General features: G+C 65.6%; 10 protein-coding genes. 5 read left to right on the forward strand and 5 right to left on the reverse strand.

Annotated elements, in window-relative coordinates; translation table 11 throughout:
• Window positions 1–2 precede the first annotated feature (2 nt).
• From HYR72_17160 to HYR72_17175, 4 genes are all read right to left on the reverse strand, one after another.
• Window positions 3–1,562 carry a PD40 domain-containing protein gene (locus HYR72_17160; protein MBI1816710.1) on the reverse strand — a complete coding sequence of 520 codons (1,560 nt, stop codon included), beginning with the start codon at window positions 1,560–1,562 and terminating at the stop codon, window positions 3–5.
• 109 nt (window positions 1,563–1,671) lie between these two features.
• Window positions 1,672–5,115, reverse strand: coding sequence for an AAA family ATPase (locus HYR72_17165; GenBank protein ID MBI1816711.1), 3,444 nt, complete (start codon window positions 5,113–5,115; stop codon window positions 1,672–1,674).
• Between the two features lie 199 nt (window positions 5,116–5,314).
• Window positions 5,315–6,418, reverse strand: a complete 1,104-nt coding sequence (locus HYR72_17170; GenBank protein ID MBI1816712.1) for a hypothetical protein — start codon at window positions 6,416–6,418, stop codon at window positions 5,315–5,317.
• A 274-nt stretch (window positions 6,419–6,692) separates the two neighbouring features.
• A complete protein-coding gene (locus HYR72_17175) occupies window positions 6,693–10,292 on the reverse strand; it encodes an AAA family ATPase (GenBank protein ID MBI1816713.1) in 3,600 nt (1,199 codons plus the stop codon).
• A gap of 125 nt (window positions 10,293–10,417) precedes the next feature.
• On the opposite strand from HYR72_17175, the gene HYR72_17180 reads away from it, so the two are divergent.
• The 3 genes from HYR72_17180 to HYR72_17190 all read left to right on the forward strand — a co-directional run bounded on the left by HYR72_17180 (window position 10,418) and on the right by HYR72_17190 (window position 13,442).
• Window positions 10,418–11,422: a glycosyltransferase gene (locus tag HYR72_17180; protein ID MBI1816714.1), complete on the forward strand. Its 1,005-nt coding sequence runs from the start codon at window positions 10,418–10,420 to the stop codon at window positions 11,420–11,422.
• A gap of 63 nt (window positions 11,423–11,485) precedes the next feature.
• Window positions 11,486–12,709: an aspartate aminotransferase family protein gene (locus tag HYR72_17185; GenBank protein ID MBI1816715.1), complete on the forward strand. Its 1,224-nt coding sequence runs from the start codon at window positions 11,486–11,488 to the stop codon at window positions 12,707–12,709.
• Between the two features lie 196 nt (window positions 12,710–12,905).
• Window positions 12,906–13,442 (forward strand): nuclear transport factor 2 family protein, encoded by a 537-nt coding sequence (locus HYR72_17190; protein MBI1816716.1) that lies wholly within the window; start codon window positions 12,906–12,908, stop codon window positions 13,440–13,442.
• Between the two features lie 47 nt (window positions 13,443–13,489).
• Here the strand turns inward: HYR72_17190 and HYR72_17195 are convergent, their stop codons facing one another.
• On the reverse strand, window positions 13,490–14,827 hold the full coding sequence (locus HYR72_17195; protein ID MBI1816717.1) for an MFS transporter: 1,338 nt from the start codon (window positions 14,825–14,827) through the stop codon (window positions 13,490–13,492).
• Between the two features lie 166 nt (window positions 14,828–14,993).
• On the opposite strand from HYR72_17195, the gene HYR72_17200 reads away from it, so the two are divergent.
• Both HYR72_17200 and HYR72_17205 read left to right on the forward strand, forming a co-directional pair.
• Complete coding sequence (locus HYR72_17200; GenBank protein MBI1816718.1) at window positions 14,994–15,644, forward strand: nitroreductase family protein; 651 nt, start codon at window positions 14,994–14,996, stop codon at window positions 15,642–15,644.
• A gap of 22 nt (window positions 15,645–15,666) precedes the next feature.
• Complete coding sequence (locus tag HYR72_17205) at window positions 15,667–16,386, forward strand: cyclase family protein (GenBank protein ID MBI1816719.1); 720 nt, start codon at window positions 15,667–15,669, stop codon at window positions 16,384–16,386.
• Window positions 16,387–16,457: the final 71 nt, after the last annotated feature.

The following is a 16,457-nucleotide window of genomic DNA, read 5'->3' on the forward strand; positions in this document are numbered from 1 at the left end:
CATCAGTTCAGGTCGAAGTCTGTCAGGCCATTGGTTCCCGGCACACCGGCGGGCGACGACGCATCCGCTTTGGCGATGATGATCCCGCCGAAGAAACCCTGAAAGGGGAGCGCTCCATAGTACGCGAGTTGCTGGCCGTCGTGGCTGTACGCCGCCATGCTGTTGGGCAGGATGATGGTGCCCGGCTGCGGGGTCTCGCCCGATCCATTGGGGTTGATGAACCAGATAAGCTGTCCCGTCGGCCGAGTGGACTGGAACGCGATGCGCTGACCGTCCGCGCGCAACACCGGGAACTCATCGCGGAAGCTGTTGTTGGTCACGCGGGTGATGTTGGTTCCGTCGGGATTCATCAGATAGATCTCCAGGTCCTCGGCCTTTGAGTCGTGCGCGATGTGGAGGGTCGAGGCGAACACGATGCGATTGCCAACCCAATGCGGCGAGTTAAATCGCTCGCCCGCGTCCGGCAGGATCGTCGTCGAGCCCGACCCGTCGGCGTTGATGACCTTGATCCGACCACGCCCCACGCCGTCGACAAAGACGATGCGATTGCCGTCAGGACTCCACGACGGCTGTCCCACGTCGGACTCGTCCGGCGTCAGGTCGGCGCGTCCGGAGCCATCGGCGTTCATGGCAGAGATATGGTAGCGCAAGCCGCCGTTTTGGTCGCGCACACTTGCCGACCAGACGATGCGCATCCCGTTGGGACTCCATTCCGGATCGCGGTCGAACGCATCGGTGGTGTTGGTGAGATTGACCTTCCCCGATCCGTCGGTGTTGAGCAGCACGATATCGTTGACCAAGCCCGCATCGGGAGCGGCGCACACGAGGCGCTGGCCGCCCACAGTGCCGGTGGTCGGGGTGCGAGTTGGCGACGGTGTCGGCGTTGGGCTGGAATTGCTCACCGGTGTCGTAGGCGTGGCAGTGGCAGGCAGACGGGAATGCGTCGGCGTCGGCGTGCTGCCGTCCCCGGCCGCCACGGTTCCAGAAAAGGGCTGGCCGTTGATCGATATCATCAAGCTGCCACCACCCCCACCCAGGCCTGGCAATGTGCCGCTGATGCTCACGTCGATGGTCCCGCCGTTGCCGTCGGGAATACTGCCGGTGACCGTGAAGACGCCGGTGTCCAAGTTGACGTCGCCGGTGATCGGACCGGAGGCGATCACGGCCGACGCGCCGCCGAAGAAACCGGCCGCTGCCGCGTCGCGAATAGCGAACGTCCCGGTGACGCCTCCCGTACCGCCCACAGTCAGCGTCGCGGTGGCGCGGCGCCCATCGTTGAGCATTGCGGCGCCGAAGAACTGGCCAGTGAACGGACAGCTGTTTAGGGCGTTGTTCACGGCGACAATCAGCTCTTCAACAGTCACTTCATTGTCGTGACCGGCATCGAACGACGGACACTGCTGCAGCGCCGTTGTGCCGAGCGCGATGTTGACGCCCAGCACCAACTCCTCGACGGTGACCGCTCCATCGCTGCTGCAGTCGCCGTCGCATGCGCCCGAGGCCCAGGCACTCGGCTGCGCCAACGACATCGCCAGTATCACCGCAACAATCAGCTTCAACATCGCTGTTCCTCCTCCGCCCGTATCGGTCAGATCAATGGCTTCCGATGCAGAAGGCGTTCAAAGCGACTGAACAGTGTTCAGTGGCGGGTGAACAGATGCCGTTTGGTCGTCAGAACTGCCAGCGGATCGGCAACCGCGGATCGGGGCGGTAGCTGCAGTAGGTCCCGGTCTTGATGGTGGTGGCGAGGTAGCGCCCAAGGTGGGCATCGCCGTCGCTGATGCGCTTGATCGTGGTCTTGATGGCGCGGGTCACGTTCACCCGCGCACGTTCGGCATCGGCGGCGCGTGCGGAGCCGCGGTTACCCAAGCCTGCGCCGGCCGCCAGTTGGTCGGCGAACATCTCGATCTCTTCGCGCAGTTTGCTCGCGCGCCCGAGGTCGTTAAATCGAGTCGCCTCGTCCAATTGGTCGCGCAGGTCTTCGATGCGCTGCTTGTCGGTGGTGCGTGCGCGCCCTTCGATTGCTGTCGCTGATGCCGTCGCCGGCGCCGCTAAATCAGTGGCGTGGAACTCGCGGCCGGGATGCTGCAGCAGTTGGCTGAGACAGCGCAGCCCCTTGGAATCCTTGAGGCGCAACAGAGTCGCGCCGCTACCGACGCTCCAGTACTGTCCCTCGAAGTGAAAGAGGCCGCGCACGCTGTCGAGTTGGTTGTCCTTCGCAGGTGACTGCTGGTGGTCAGAACCCGCGTGCGGCTCGGGTTGCCTGCGTTTGCTCTGCGGGCTGATCGTCCGAGCGGAACGCACGAGCCGGAGGCCTCCGCTCGCCGCCGCAACCGGGATCGGCTCTTCCAGTTCAGCGACAGCATGATCGCCCTCGGTGCGTACATCCAAGGTGCGCAGCTGCATCGCGAGGCTGACCATGCCGAGCGCTTCCGCTGTCGCGAGTGCGTGCGCCGCCAGGTCGCGCGCGCGCAGATGATCGCCGACGCGGCCGCGCGTCAACAGCGCGCAAGTGTAGGCGTACTGCGTGCGAGCGAGCCATGGTGGGCCGTCCATGCGGGCGTTGCGCGCCAATGCATCCTCGAAGTGCCGCGCCGCATCGTCCCATCGTGCCATCGTCGCCGCGAGGATGCCGAGATAGTGAGTCGCGGCACCGAAGCTGACGCTGGCCGCGTAGGCAATGGTGCTATCGACGTAGGGGAGCAACAGATCGTACAAGATGGCCGCGCGTCGATTATCGCGCAGGTATGCGCAGACTTCGGACAAGTACGGCAACACGCCCAGACGGCGTTCGCGCTGGAGATCGGCAAACTCGTGGTGCGCGACCTGTTCGAACTCGTAGCGGGCTTCCGCCTCCTGGTCCAACTCGCGGTGGACAAGTGCGAGAAATGTGCGCGGCACAGGGCTGAAGGGATAGCGTTCGACGAACACGTGGAGCATCGGCAACTGTCCTTCCAGTTGGCGGAGCTCGCGCTGTGCCACGAATGCTTGCACGAGGGGGTTGAGCCGAATCTCGGCGCGCTCGGCGAGCGGCGTGGCTTCCTGCGCGAGGGCGATGGCCTCGGTCCACTGTCCGCGCCACAGCGCTCGCATTGCGCGCAGGTTCGCGCCCATCCAGCGGTAGCGCGAACGACCCAACGCGGCGGCGAGCGGAGGATAGGTTGCCAGCTCGGCGTCCAAACGATCGCCGTCACCGCCGTTCATCAGATCGATCAGGCGCCACATGCGCCCTTGGATCGCCAGCTCGCGGTCGCCGAGGCGATCGCCGAGTTGCGTAATCTCGTCGGCGATGGTGAGCCGGTCGGCGAGGTAGTCCGACCGCCACAGCACGAAGTGCTGCGCACTCAGCACGTGCGCCAGCGTCACCGGGTCGGCAAGCTCGCGCGCCATCGCCAGCGCGTGTCCAACCAAGGTGATGCCGCGCTCTCGATCGGAGACCGCCAGTTCCGCTGCCAAGCGCGCCAGCAAGCGGGCGCGCACAGCGGTCGGATCGCTGCCGAGGCCGGCGAGCGCTTCTTCGATCAGGGCCGCGACGGTGGGATCGGCGATGGATTGCGGCGCGCCGACCCCGCGGTCGGCGAAGCCGAGGGCGGCGCGCGCGAGCAGCGCCGGCGCCGCTAGGCGTCGAGCGATGGTGGCGGCGTGCGCAAACGTCGCGCGCGCGTCTTGATCGCGCCCACTGCCGAGTTGCGCTTCGCCGAGTCCGAGGAGCACCTCGCACCCCGCGGCATCCGTTTGGGTGTCGGTGAGGGCGAGCGCTTCGAGGGCGCGCTCGAACTGAATGGCGGCCTCTTCGTACGCGAACAGCGCGGCGGCGCGCTCCCCGGCGCGCACCGCGTAGCTGATGGCCTGGTGCGGATCGCCGAGCGGTGTCGCGTGGAGAAAATGGTGCGCGATCTCGGCGTAGTGGGGTGCGAGATCGGCTGCGTCGAGTCGCTCCAAAATCTCCGCGACCTGTTGATGCATGCGGGCACGTTCACTCGGCGACAGATCACTGTACAACGTCTCGCGGATCAGCGTGTGCTGGAAGCTGTACCGCGACGATGCTCCGGGGAGCGTGGTGACGATGGCATTCGTGGACGCCTCGCCCAACAGATCGAGGAGCTGCGCCGCCGGTCGTTCGCACATCGCTAGCAGTGGTGCGAAGTCGAACTCTCGCCCGAGTACTGCGGCGATGTTGAGAACACGACGGCAGGCCGGTGAGAGTGGGCGCAAGCGCTGGCGGATCGCGTCGCCGACACCGTGCGGAATGGGCAATCCATCGGGCGGGATCTCGGACAACCGAGCGGCGTGTTGCACGACCAATGTGCGCACCACTTCGTCGATGAAGAGCGGATTGCCTTCCGTTGTCTGATGCACGGCTGCGACCACCGCGCGCGATGGCGCCAGCGCGAAGCCAGCCGTAATGAAGCGCGCGACATCATCGGCCGACAAGCCGCCGAGCGGCACGCGATGTCCTTCGCGGGCAATCGCCGCCAGCGTCTGCGCACACTCCGGGCGCGACGGCATCTCGATGTCGCGATACGTCCCGGCGATCAGCAGGTGCGCATCGCGCAGCTCGCGGGCGATGAACTGGAGCAGCAGGAGCGACGGTTGATCGGACGCGTGGAGGTCGTCGAGGATGAGCACAAGTGGACGCGCCGCGCCCGCACGCTTGAGCAGCCCACCGACGGCGCCGAACTGAGCGAAGCGCGCGTGTTCGGACGATAGCGCGGGTGGTGTCGGCGCCGGAAGATCCGGTTGCCACTCGATCAACTCGGGCACCAATTGCGCGATCAGCCCGGCCGTATCGCCGAGCAATTCGGTGCGCGCGGCGGGACCACGATCCCGCAGCACAGCGCGAATGATCTGCACCCACGGCCAGTATGCGGGCGCTCCGCCACCTTCCCAACAGCGGCCCCAGAGAACCTGCGCGCCGCGCCGGGCGGCTTCGGCGGTCAGTTCCTCCGCGAGTCGCGTCTTGCCGATGCCGGGCTCGCCGGCGATGAGGAACACCCGCCCGCGCCCTGCCGCGGCATCGGCCAGTCCGGAGTAGAGTTCAGTGAGTTCGCGCTCGCGGCCAACAAACGATCGCGCCGTGAGCCGATGGAGCGCCTGGTTTGATTCGTTTTCCACCGGTTGTCCCGCGGCGTGCACTACTCTCGCCGCGGTCGCCTGTGTAGGTGCGGCGGCCGGGTTGGTCAAGAGACGCGAGTAGCAACAAGGAAGCGGGCAGGCGTAAACGAGAAGAGTCGGCCCGCCTTGCGGCGGGCCGACCGGTTCGCGGCTCGGCGCACTTCGGGAGAGCGCGCCGAGCCGTGAATAGGAAGATTCGTCAGTCCTTCGTCAAAGCGATCGCGAGCGCCAGCGGATGAAAGGGATCGCTGAACGAAACCTTTGAATACTGGCCGGCCAGACCGCCGGGGAAGAGCGAGTTCATAGTGAGGTTCTCGTTCGAGCTCCCGCCCGTCTTGTTGTAGAAAAATGCCCGCGGGCTCGCCACGGTTGCAATCACCGATGCGGTCGAAAGGAGATTCTTCTTGAGATCGGTGATCTTCAACTGCCCGCTGACCACTTCAACTTTGATCTGCACTTGCCGATGATCGTTGGTCAGGTCGTTGTCGGCGTGACCGCTCCACGTACCGATCAAGTCGGCCGCGATACCGGGCGGATTGATGAGGCCGGTGGTCGGCGTCGCCGTCTGCGTCGGCAGATTGGTGTGCGTCGGGACCGGAGTGTTGGTCGGTATCAGTGACGTTGGCGTGATGGTCGGCGTCGGTGTTTGCGTCGCCGTCGGCGGGTGTGTTCGCGTCGGCGTAGGAGTGCTGCCGTCGCCGGTGACGATCGAACCCGTGAACACGGTACCGTCCAGGTTGACGCTGAGTGACCCGCCGCCGTGGAGACCGGGGAACGTACCGCCGAGATGGACGTTGTGAGTGCCGTCGCCGTCGGTGAAGCTGCCGTCGATGCTAAACGTGCCATTGTCGAGGTCGACCGAGCCGCTCAGCGACACGATCGCGATCACTGCGGCCGCGTTGCCCTGATCGAAGAGCGACGCCGACGCGGCTGAACGGATCGTCATGGTGCCGGTGACTTGGCCGTTGCCTTGTGCGACCAGATTGATGATGCCGGTCTGGCCATTGGCGAGCGCGACGGTACCGTAGAACTGGCCGGTGAACGGACACGTCCCCAAGGCGTTGTTGACGGCGAGCACTAGCTCTTCAACTGTGACAGACTGGTCGTTGTTACTGTCGAATTGGTTGCACTGGGTGACCAAGATGCTGCCGAGAGCGATGTTGACGCCCTGCACCAGCTCTTCGACCGTGACGACTCCGTCACTGTTGCAATCCCCATCGCATCCGGCGGCCAGCGCGCGTGGGCCGGTTGCTGCCAGTCCCAGCGCGGCCAATACGATCAACGTCCCGAATCGCTTGATCATGATGATCCTCCCCAGTCGGGGGGGCGTAACAAATCGTTGAACAGTGTTCAATTCGGTTGAACGAATGAAAATTTTGGCTTGTAGGTGTGCAATCATCGCTCGCCATCTCGTGGCTTGCACAAGAAGAATTGAGCGATCTCCCCGCTCGTCATTCCGGCGAAAGCCGGAATCCAGGCACGGACCCCACGCGTCGCCTGGATACCGGCCTTCGCCGGTATGACGACCCACTGTGAAAGCGCGTTGAGCAGGGACAAACGCGCCCAAACAATTCCAGCTACAAGCGCCAGCTCTTCGGCCAACGTGGATCGGGTGTGTAGGAACAGAACGTGCCGGTCTTGATGGTGGTGCTGAGATGCCGGCCCAACGCTGAATCGCCGTCGGCAATTCGTTTCAGCACCGCTTTGATGGCGCGGGTGACGTTGACGCGAGCGCGTTCGGTTGCCGATGGCCCGCTGCGTGTACGACCGTGCAGACCAACCGCCCGCGCGAGTTCGCGCGTCAGAAACTCGATCTCGTTTTGTGTGCTGGTAATCCGCCCGAGGTCGTTGAAGCGGGTGGCTTCTTCCAACTCTGCGCGAAGACTTTGCAACTGGCGCTTGTATGCCGCCCGTGCTTGCGGGTCCAGCAGTGCCCCAAGGTCGCCGAGATTGCCGGCGCGCAACCCGAGTTGTTGCCGTTGCTCGTCGCTGAGTTGGTCGATCTGCGCCGCGGCGGGAGTCACACTGTCGGGCTTGTGAGCGATCAAGTCGAGCGCATGAAATTCCCGGCTTGGGTGGCGCAAGAGATGTGCGATGTAGCGCAGACCCTTGGTGTCCTTGAGGCGGAGTGGGGCCATCCCTTCGCCGACGGTCCAGAACTCCCCTTCCAGACGAAAGCTGCACTCGGCAGTCGTAGCGCCGGTGGTCGCCGGGGAATGCTGCGGTGGAGCCGCGGTGATGGCTCGCCCGCGGTGTTTCGCCGGGAAACTCAGCACGCGGCCGCGAGTGGAAGCGCCCGACGGCTCCGCATCGTGCAGCGCGGAGGCATCGCCGCTGGCGAGCGCGCGGGTGATCGGTTCGCGCTGCTGCGCCGATGACGGCTCCAGACGCGCTACGTCGGCCAATGCTTGCGCGCGCTCGGCGAGCGGCGTCATCCCCAACTCGCGCGCGGTGTCGTGGGCGTGCTGCAACAGATCGCGCGCGTGTTCGCGGGAATTCGCGGCACGGAGCGCGGGCCCCGCATCCACTAGCATGCGAGCGTAGGCGTACTCGGTGGCGGCCACCGCCGGCCGGCCTCCGGCGGCTAGACTGCGCGCGCGCGCATCTTCGAAGTGTTTCGCGGCCTCATCCCATCTCTCCAAGGTTGTGGCCAGGAGACCGAGGGCGTGGAAGCCCGGGCCGAAGCAGTGCCGCGGACCGAACGAGATGAAGCGCGAACCAAACCGGAACAGTCGCTCATACAGCAGGGCCGCCGCGTGGCGATCGCCGAAGTGCGCGCACAGCTCCGCCAACCACGGCAGCATCGGTAGGAGCGCGTTGGTGCGCACGAGATCGACGAAGTCGTCGGCCGCCAGGCGACCGTACTCGGCCCGGGCCTCGGCGTCGTGTCCCTGGTCGATCTGTATCAACGCCAGCGCGCAGCGGATGATCGGCACGTGCGGCATCTGTTCGACCCCGCGCCGCGCGATCATTTCCGCGACCTCGTACTGGCCGAGCGCCCGCTTCGCCACGTAGGCCTGAAAGCCGACGCTGCCCAGCGCAGTGTCGTCGCGCACCCGCTCGGCGAGTGCGCCAATCTCTTGGCCAAGCGCGTCGCTTTCGGCGAAGCGCCCGAGCCACAGGGCACGCATCGCTCGCAGCATGATGGTGTTGCTGAGGTAGCGGGGTTGGCGCAGCTCGTCGGCGAGTCGACTGCACGCGTCGAGTTCGCGTTCCCACTCGCCGCCACCCACTCCCATCTCAATGACGTCGAGCAACCGCCAGGTGTGCGCTTGCAGTGCAAGCTCACGATCGTCGGCACTCTCGGCGAGCTGAATGCCCTCGTTGGCGAGGCTGAGCCGCTCGTCGACGTCGGGCGAATCCCACAGCGCGAAATGGCGCGCATTGACGGCGTAGGCCAAAGCCGCCGACTGGCCGCAGCGGCGCGCCATCTCGACCGCTTGCCGGCTCAGTGCGGCGCGCCGCTCCTCGGCGTCCGAGAAGTACAGTTCGGCCGCCAGCCGCGCCAGTATCCGTGCGCGCAGAGGATGGTCGTGCTCGGCCAACCGCACCAGCGCTTCTTCGAGCGCGGCCACCAGAACCGGGTCGACGACTCCACCGCGCGGCAGTCCGTGACCGATGCCGCCGAGCGCGAGCACCGCCCGCGCGAACGAGTCGGACGCATTCGCGTACCGTGCGCGCTCTGCCGCACGCAGAAACGTCTCCCGCGCCTCGCTGGTGTGCCAGGCGCGCGCCTGCGCGTTGCCCAACGCCAGCAGCAGCTCGAACTCCCGCTGGGGGTCTGGGGCCCCGAGGACGAGGGCGTCGAGAGTGCGTGTGTAGTGCGCTGCCGCGTCTTCGTACGCCAACAAGTCCGCCGCGCGGCGCCCGGCGCGCTCACCGTAGGTGATGGCCTTGGTCAGGTCGCCGGCGGGCGCGGCCTGGAGAAAATGATGGGCGAGCTCGGCGACATGGGCGTCGGGGTCGGTGGCCGACAGCGTCTCCAACACCTCGCCGATGCGTTGGTGCAAACTCAAACGTTGTGCCGCCGGCAGATCGTCGTACACGGTCTGCCGAATCAGCATGTGCGTAAAACTGTACCGAGTGGTGATCCCCGGTAGCTTGGTGACGATGCCCGCGGTGATCGCTTCGCTGAGGATGTCGAGGACGTCGGGTGCGGGCAGCTCGGACACCCGTTGCAGCGTCAGCAGATCGAAGTCGCGACCGATCACCGCGGCTATGCTCACCACGCGCTGACAGGTCGCCGACAGCGGTCGCAGCCGCTCGTGCGTGACTTCACGAATCCCGGCTGGAATCCTCAGGCGCTCCGCGGTCGCATCAGCGAGTGTCAGGTCGCGTCCTTCTGCCAGCAGCCAGCGCACGACTTCATCGACGAAAAATGGATTGCCGTCAGTGGTGCGGTGCAGGGTCGTGATGACCGCGGGCGGTGGCGCGATCACAAACGTGCGTTGAATAAAATGAGCGACGTCGGGTTCGGGCCAGCCGCTGAGTGGTAGGCGGTGGCCGTTGCGGGCCACGTCGCTCAGCAGGCGCGCGCACTCAGGTTGACGTCGCACCTCGACCTCACGGTAGGTGCCGATCAGCAGCACTCGCGCGCTGCGCAGTTCCCGTGCGGCGAACTGCAGCAACAACAGCGACGGGTCATCGGCCGCGTGCAGATCGTCGAGCAGGATCACGAGCGGCTGGTCCACTGCCACCCGCTGCAGGAACGTGGTCGTCGCATCGAACAACGGAAAGCGGGCCTGTTCGGACTCGATCGTCGACGCCTGCGATCCGGCCGGAATGCCGGCCACGCGCTGTCGCAGGTCGGGCACCAGGGACGCGATGCACGACGCCCCGCCGCCGAGATGGTGCGCAAGTGCGTGTGGATCACGGTCGCGGATCAACGCGCGCAGGATCTGGATCCACGGCCAAAAGGCCGGCGCGCCGCCGCCTTCCCAACACCGGCCCCACAGCACCTGCGCGCCACCGGCGCTCGCCGTTGCGGCGAGTTCTTCCGCCAGCCGCGTCTTGCCGATGCCCGGCTCGCCGACGATGAGGAAGACGCGGCCGCGCCCGTTCAGCGCGTCGTCGAGTCCGGTGCGTAGCTCTGTCAGCTCGCGGTCGCGGCCGACGAAGGCGCGCGTGCCCGGGCGATCGGGGTCGGCGCTGGTGGTTGTCTGCCGAGGGTCACTCACGTGGGGTTGGTTAGTACGTGATCGGACGCATACGTCAAGAGACGAATGCCCGAGTCGCCGACAATCGCGGACGCGCTGTCCGTGGTTTCGCTTTCGGCGGGCTCGCGCTAGGGATGCGAGCCACAGTGCCACCGCTGATCTCGATCCTGCTGCCCGCTTTGAACGCGGCCGCGACCTTGCCCGCGTGCGTGCGCAGTGTCTGGCGACAAACCGAGACGCGATGGCAATGCGTCATCGTCGACGATGGCTCGACTGACCATACGGCCGCGTATGTGCGCCAGGTCAGCGAACGCGACGCGCGCTTCACCATCGTCACGACGCCGCACCGCGGCTTGGTCGCGGCACTCAATACGGGTCTGGCGCACTGCCGCGGTCAGTTCATCGCGCGCATGGACGCGGACGATCTGATGCACCGTGATCGCTTGGCGCTGCAAGTGCGTGCGCTGAACCAGGCGCCGGCGTTGGCAGCGGTGGGCTGTCACGTGCGGCTATTTCCGCGCGCGCACTTACGCGACGGGCGCCGCGAGTATGAGCGTTGGCTGAATCACATCGATTCGCCCCGGCGGGTGCGCGAAGATGCCTTCGTTGAATGTCCGATCGCACATCCAACTTTACTGATCCGTCGCGACGTGCTGGCGGCCTTTGGGTATCGTGACGCCGGCTGGCCCGAGGACTACGATTTGGTGTTGCGCCTGCTCGTGTCCGGCCACGAAATCGGCGTGGTGCCGCGCCGCCTGCTGGCGTGGCGTGATGGTCCGGCGCGCCTGTCGCGCACGCACGCGATGTATGACTTGGCGCGTTTCGCCCCGTGCAAGGCGGCGTTTCTGGCGACGCACTTTTTGCGCGCGGCGGACACCTACGTGTTGTGGGGCTATGGCGAAACCGCGCGGGCGCTGCGACGGGCCTTGTTGGTGCACGGGAAGCGACCGGCCTATGTTGTCGAAGTGCATCGCGGCCGAGTCGGCAACACAATTCACGGTGCGCCGGTGATCGGACCGTCGGAGTTGCCGCGCATCCCGCGGTTGCCGCTAGTCGCATCGGTGGCCGGCGAAACACCACGCCAGCAGATCCGCGCCGCCATGGCCGCGATGGGGTTCGTCGAGTTGCGCGACTTCATCTGCGCGGCCTGATCGGGCGGCGCTCGCGTGCGCGTCGGCGCATCTGGTATGGTCCGCGCCGATAGGAGTCTCACGATGAAGCTGCCTCAGAACGGAATCTCCAGCGATGCGCTGTTCGCGACCATGCGCGAACGCAAGGCGGCAGACGCCGATTGGCGCGGTGGGCGCACGTGGAGCCTCGTCTATCCTGCCGGTGAGGATGTCGATGCGGTCCTGCGCGAGGCGAACAACCTGTACCTGTTCGAGAACGCGCTCAATCCGTTCCGCTTTCCGAGCCTGCGCAAGATGCAGGCCGAGGTGGTCGCCATGACGGCGGATCTTCTCCACGGCGGCGACGACGCGAGCGGGACGATGACCTCCGGCGGGACCGAGAGCATTCTGATGGCGGTGGAGACGGCGCGCGAGCGCGGCCGCGAGGAGAAGGGAATCACCAAACCGGAAATGGTCGTGCCGCACTCGGCGCACCCGGCGTTTGCCAAGGCGGCGAAGTATCTCTGCGTCGAGATGAGACAGGTGCCGTTGCGCGCGGATCTGCGCGCCGATGTCGCCGCCGCCGCGCAGTTGATCAGCGACAATACCGTGCTGCTGGTGGGATCGGCGCCGAGCTATCCGCACGGGGTCATCGATCCGATTACCGAACTGGCGGCACTCGCCGCGGCGCGTAACATCACGTTTCATACGGACGCGTGTGTCGGCGGCTTCCTCTTGCCGTTTCTCGAACGACTCGGTCATCCGGTGCCGCCGTGGGATTTTCGCGTGCCGGGCGTGACGACGATTTCCGCGGACGTGCACAAGTACGGCTATTGCACCAAGGGCGCATCGGTGATCGCGCATCGCTCGCAGGCGACGATGCAATACCAGATCTTCATGTACGACGCGTGGCCAGGCGGATTGTACGGCTCGACCGCGATGGCCGGCACGCGTCCCGCCGCGCCGATCGCGGCCGCATGGGCGGTGATGAACTATCTCGGCGAAGCCGGCTATCTGCGTCTACAGCGGATCGTGATCGAGACGGCGCAGCAACTGCGCGCGGGGATCGCCGCGATTCCGGGGTTGCACATCTGGGGCGAGCCCGACGCCAGTTTGCTGGCATTCGGCTCCGAGTCGTTTGACATCGCCGCGGTCGGTGATGCGATGGACGACAAGGGTTGGCACCTCGATCGCCAAAACAATCCCGCCGCGCTGCATCTCATGGTGACGCCGAATCACGCCAAGATCGTCGCGCAGTTTCTCACCGATCTGCGCGATGCGGCCGCGCTCCACGGCACGTCACGCGGTGTGCAAGCGCGCTACAGCTAACCTTGATGTGACATGAACGGATTCACCGCAGAGCGCGCCGAGAACGCCGAGCCGTGGAGTGGGAGACGACGAAGGAGCCAACGAGTGTCCATTGCCAATGAGGTCAACGAAGATTGCTCGAATACCCTGGTGGCGGCTCTCTCTGCGACCTTCGTCTCCTGGGCGGTGAGTGTTCTGTCGCATCAGGGTTGATCGGATGAGCGCCGACGATCTGCGAATCGCACTGCGCCGCCTCGAGGATCGCGAAGCGATTCGCGAGTTGCACAACCAGTACTGTTTCATCCAGGACCGCGGCCATACGAGCCATGCCGAGGCCGACGTGCGGGCGTTCCTCGCGCTGTGCGCTCCTGATGTTGTGTGGGACAACAGCTCGGATGGCTCACGCGCGCACCGCGGGCATGCGGCGGTGGCGGCATATCTGCGGCAACTGTGGGCCCGTTTCGAAGACTGCATGCACTTCGTTCACAACCTGTCGATCACGTTCGACTCGGATGATCGCGCACGCGGCCGCTCCAGCTTCGATGCGGTCGGCGACGTCAATGGCGAGGCGTTCGTTGCCGCAGGCTATTACGAAGACGAGTACATTCGCACCGAGGCGGGCTGGCGCTTCCGATTGCATCGCGAAGTGCCGTTCTTCTTTGTGAAGACGACGGAGAACTGGGCCGGCCCTAAGCCCCGCATCATGAAGGAATGGGCGGTTGCGGGCAGTCGAAAGTCAAAAGCAGAAAGTTGAAAGCCAAACGGGTCCGCATCTGGCTTTCAGTGTTTCACTTTGAACTTTCAGCTAGGTCTCTCCGGCGCAATCTCTTCCAACTCCCGGGCGGCAGTTTCGGGTAGCGTCAGGGCGATGATGAGCGGCGCGATCGGCACAACGATCAACATAAGAGTGAGCGCGGCGGCGTGGCTGCCGACGACGCCGTAGAGCTGTCCTTCGACCCACAGGCCGAGCGCGGCACCGAGCGTGTAGACGACGGCGCGCACACCCGACGCGGTCGAGCGATAGGAGGTCGGGAACAGTTCGCCGCCGAGTGCCGCAAACAACACCAGCACCATGGTCAACGTCATGACCATGAGCCCCCACGTCAACGGAACCCAGAAGCCAGCGACGTGATAGAAACCGGCGATTGCGCCGGCGTTCACCAGCGACCCCGCGATCATGATGCGCTTGCGGCCGAAGCGGTCGCCGAGTGAACCGGCCACCACGTTGCCGATCGGTGCGAGGACGCCGATGGTGAGATACATCACCGCCACGTTGGCGGGCGAGTAGTGATGGACCTCTTGGAGAAACTTGGAGGCGAAGAGCAGACTGGTCTCGAACACGAAGGCGACCGGAAGGAGGGCCGCGCAGAGGGCGACAATGCGGCCGGGATACATGCGGACGAGATCGCGGAAGGGCTGCAGCGCCGCGTGCAGGCCGGATGCCGTCGCGCGCGTGGTCCGATGATATTCGAAGCGGGGCGTTTCGCTCAGCGTACGGCGGAACCACGCGATCAGCAGCAACGGGGCAACCCCGACCACGTAGAGCGCACGCCAGCCGAACGGGAGCAAGTTCACCACCGAAAAGATGATGGCGGCGAGTCCATGCCCGAGCGATCCGAGCGCGCCCATCATGCCGATGCCCCAGCCGCGGACGTTGGCGTCGAATTCTTCGATGATCACGACCACGGCCAACATGCCCTGACCGGCGATGAACACCCGGGCGAGAAACTGCAGCGCGGCGAACTCCGCCGCGGAGCGAACGAAGGCGGTCAGAAAGGTGCAGACGGTGAAGCCGAGAATCGTCGCCAGCAGTAGCCGGCGTCGTCCAGTGCGATCGGCGAGCACGGTGAGGAGGAGCGCCGGAATCACGCCGAGGCGGACCACCGCGATGAGTGCACCGACATCGGCTTCGGCCACGCCGAGTCCGGTTTGGATTTGCGGCAGCGCCAAGCCCAGCACCCCGAGATCGTAGTTGTCGATCAAGGCGGCGGCGCCCAACACACCGAGCACGTTCCACTGCCGGCTGGTCAACGCCGGCGGCTGTCCAAGCCACGGCATCGCCCGCAGCCACCACGGGCGCGCAGCCGAGCGTTCGGGGTCGGCGGTTGGTGATGGCGTTGTGATGATGGCGTGGCTCACGCGCGCGACAGTAGTCGAGGTGCGGGGCCGTTGCCAGGGGCGACGTACGATAGGCACTGGGACGGCGACGCATGCGTCGCCCCAACACTCGCGTCCACGATGCGCGGCCTTCTCTCTGAGCCCGTTCTCGGCCATAAGAGGGCAACGCTGCGACTCCGGAGATGCAATGACCGACACACGCACCACGATCGACATCGACTCCATCGGCGAGGACGTTCCCCTACTCGCCGGCATTCGTACCACTCGCGCGATTCGGCGGCTCAAGCCTGATCCGGTGCCTCTCGAGTTGATCCGCAAGGTGTGCGAGGCGGGCACGTTCGCGCCTAGCGGCGGCAATCGTCAGCCGTGGATCTTCATTGCCGTGACCGAGCCGGAGCGCCGCGCATGGATCGCCGAGCGCTATCGCCGCGTGTTCCTCGCTTACATTCAGCCGGCCATCGAAGCGGCGCGCGATGCAAACTACCCGGCCGCGAAGCGGCGCAACATGGAGTCGGCGATCCATCTCGCCGAGCACTTGCACGAAGTACCCGTGCTGCTGTTCGTCGCCGGCTGGACACGGCGTGGCGCGCCGCAGACACAGGCGCTGTTTCCGGCGATTCAGAATGTTCTGCTCGCCTGCCGCGCGGTCGGGCTGGGTGCCTCGCTCACCAACGTCCACACCGCCTTCGGGAAGGAGATCGACGCGTGGCTCGACCTGCCGGAGAATTGCCCGACGTGCGCCATGCTGCCGATCGGTTGGCCGCAGATTCCGTATCGCCGTCCATTGCGGCGATCGATCGATACGTGTCTGTTCTTCGAGCGGTTCGAGAAGCAGTGACCATCACGGTATGGAGAGTGGAATGAACACGCGATGGCAAGGCTGGCGTAACGCTTCGCGGAACGCTGCAGCGACCGGCTGGATCGAACTCTCGCACCGTTTGCACGCTGATCTGGCGCGGATTCCTCTGTTCGACAAGCCGGACATTCGCCGGCGCATGAGCATGCCGCAGGATCCGTTCAATCTCACCGAGATTCACATGGCCTGTCACTTCGGCACGCATGTCGATGCGCCGATTCACTTCATTCCCGACGGTCCGGCGATGCACGAGATTGCGCCCGATCGCTTGTGCGGAACCGGCGTCGTCTGGCGGATCGAGTGCGAGCAGTACGGCGTGATCGACGCCGACGCGTTCGAGTGCGCGCGCCCGGTCGTGCAAGCGGGCGACATCGTGCTGCTCGACACCGGCTGGGCGCAACACGTCGAGTCGGACCGTTACGGTGAGCACCCGTGCCTCAGCGTTACCGCCGCGCAGTGGCTGGTGGATCACGACGTCAAACTCCTCGGCGTCGACGTGATGACTCCCGATCTCGCCGTCAACCGGCGACCGCCGGGCTTCGATTGGCCGGTCCATCACGTCTTGCTGAGCCAGGGCGTGTTGATTGCGGAGAATCTGATGAACCTCACGTCGTTGGTGGGCCAGCGAATCGAAGTCATGTTTCTGGCGCTCAACATCGAAGGCGCCGACGGCGCTCCGGCCCGGGTGGTCGCGCGGCGTGCGACTGCTGCGACCGCGGAGTGACAAGGGAAAGAAAATCGCACTCACAGGTCAACCAAAGGCACGGCTCGTTCGTCAGTGTAGGCAACGGAGGT

This window comes from Deltaproteobacteria bacterium (genome assembly GCA_016178705.1).
Taxonomy (GTDB): domain Bacteria; phylum Desulfobacterota; class Binatia; order HRBIN30; family JACQVA1; genus JACOST01.

Excerpts from the sequence above, each read along its gene's own strand:
- HYR72_17160 (MBI1816710.1), bottom strand. The coding sequence starts at position 1,562 with ATGTTGAAGCTGATTGTTGCGGTGATACTGGCGATGTCGTTGGCGCAG.
- HYR72_17170 (MBI1816712.1), bottom strand. The coding sequence starts at position 6,418 with ATGATCAAGCGATTCGGGACGTTGATCGTATTGGCCGCGCTGGGACTG.
- HYR72_17185 (MBI1816715.1), top strand. The coding sequence starts at position 11,486 with ATGAAGCTGCCTCAGAACGGAATCTCCAGCGATGCGCTGTTCGCGACC.
- HYR72_17190 (MBI1816716.1), top strand. The coding sequence starts at position 12,906 with ATGAGCGCCGACGATCTGCGAATCGCACTGCGCCGCCTCGAGGATCGC.
- HYR72_17200 (MBI1816718.1), top strand. The coding sequence starts at position 14,994 with ATGACCGACACACGCACCACGATCGACATCGACTCCATCGGCGAGGAC.
- HYR72_17205 (MBI1816719.1), top strand. The coding sequence starts at position 15,667 with ATGAACACGCGATGGCAAGGCTGGCGTAACGCTTCGCGGAACGCTGCA.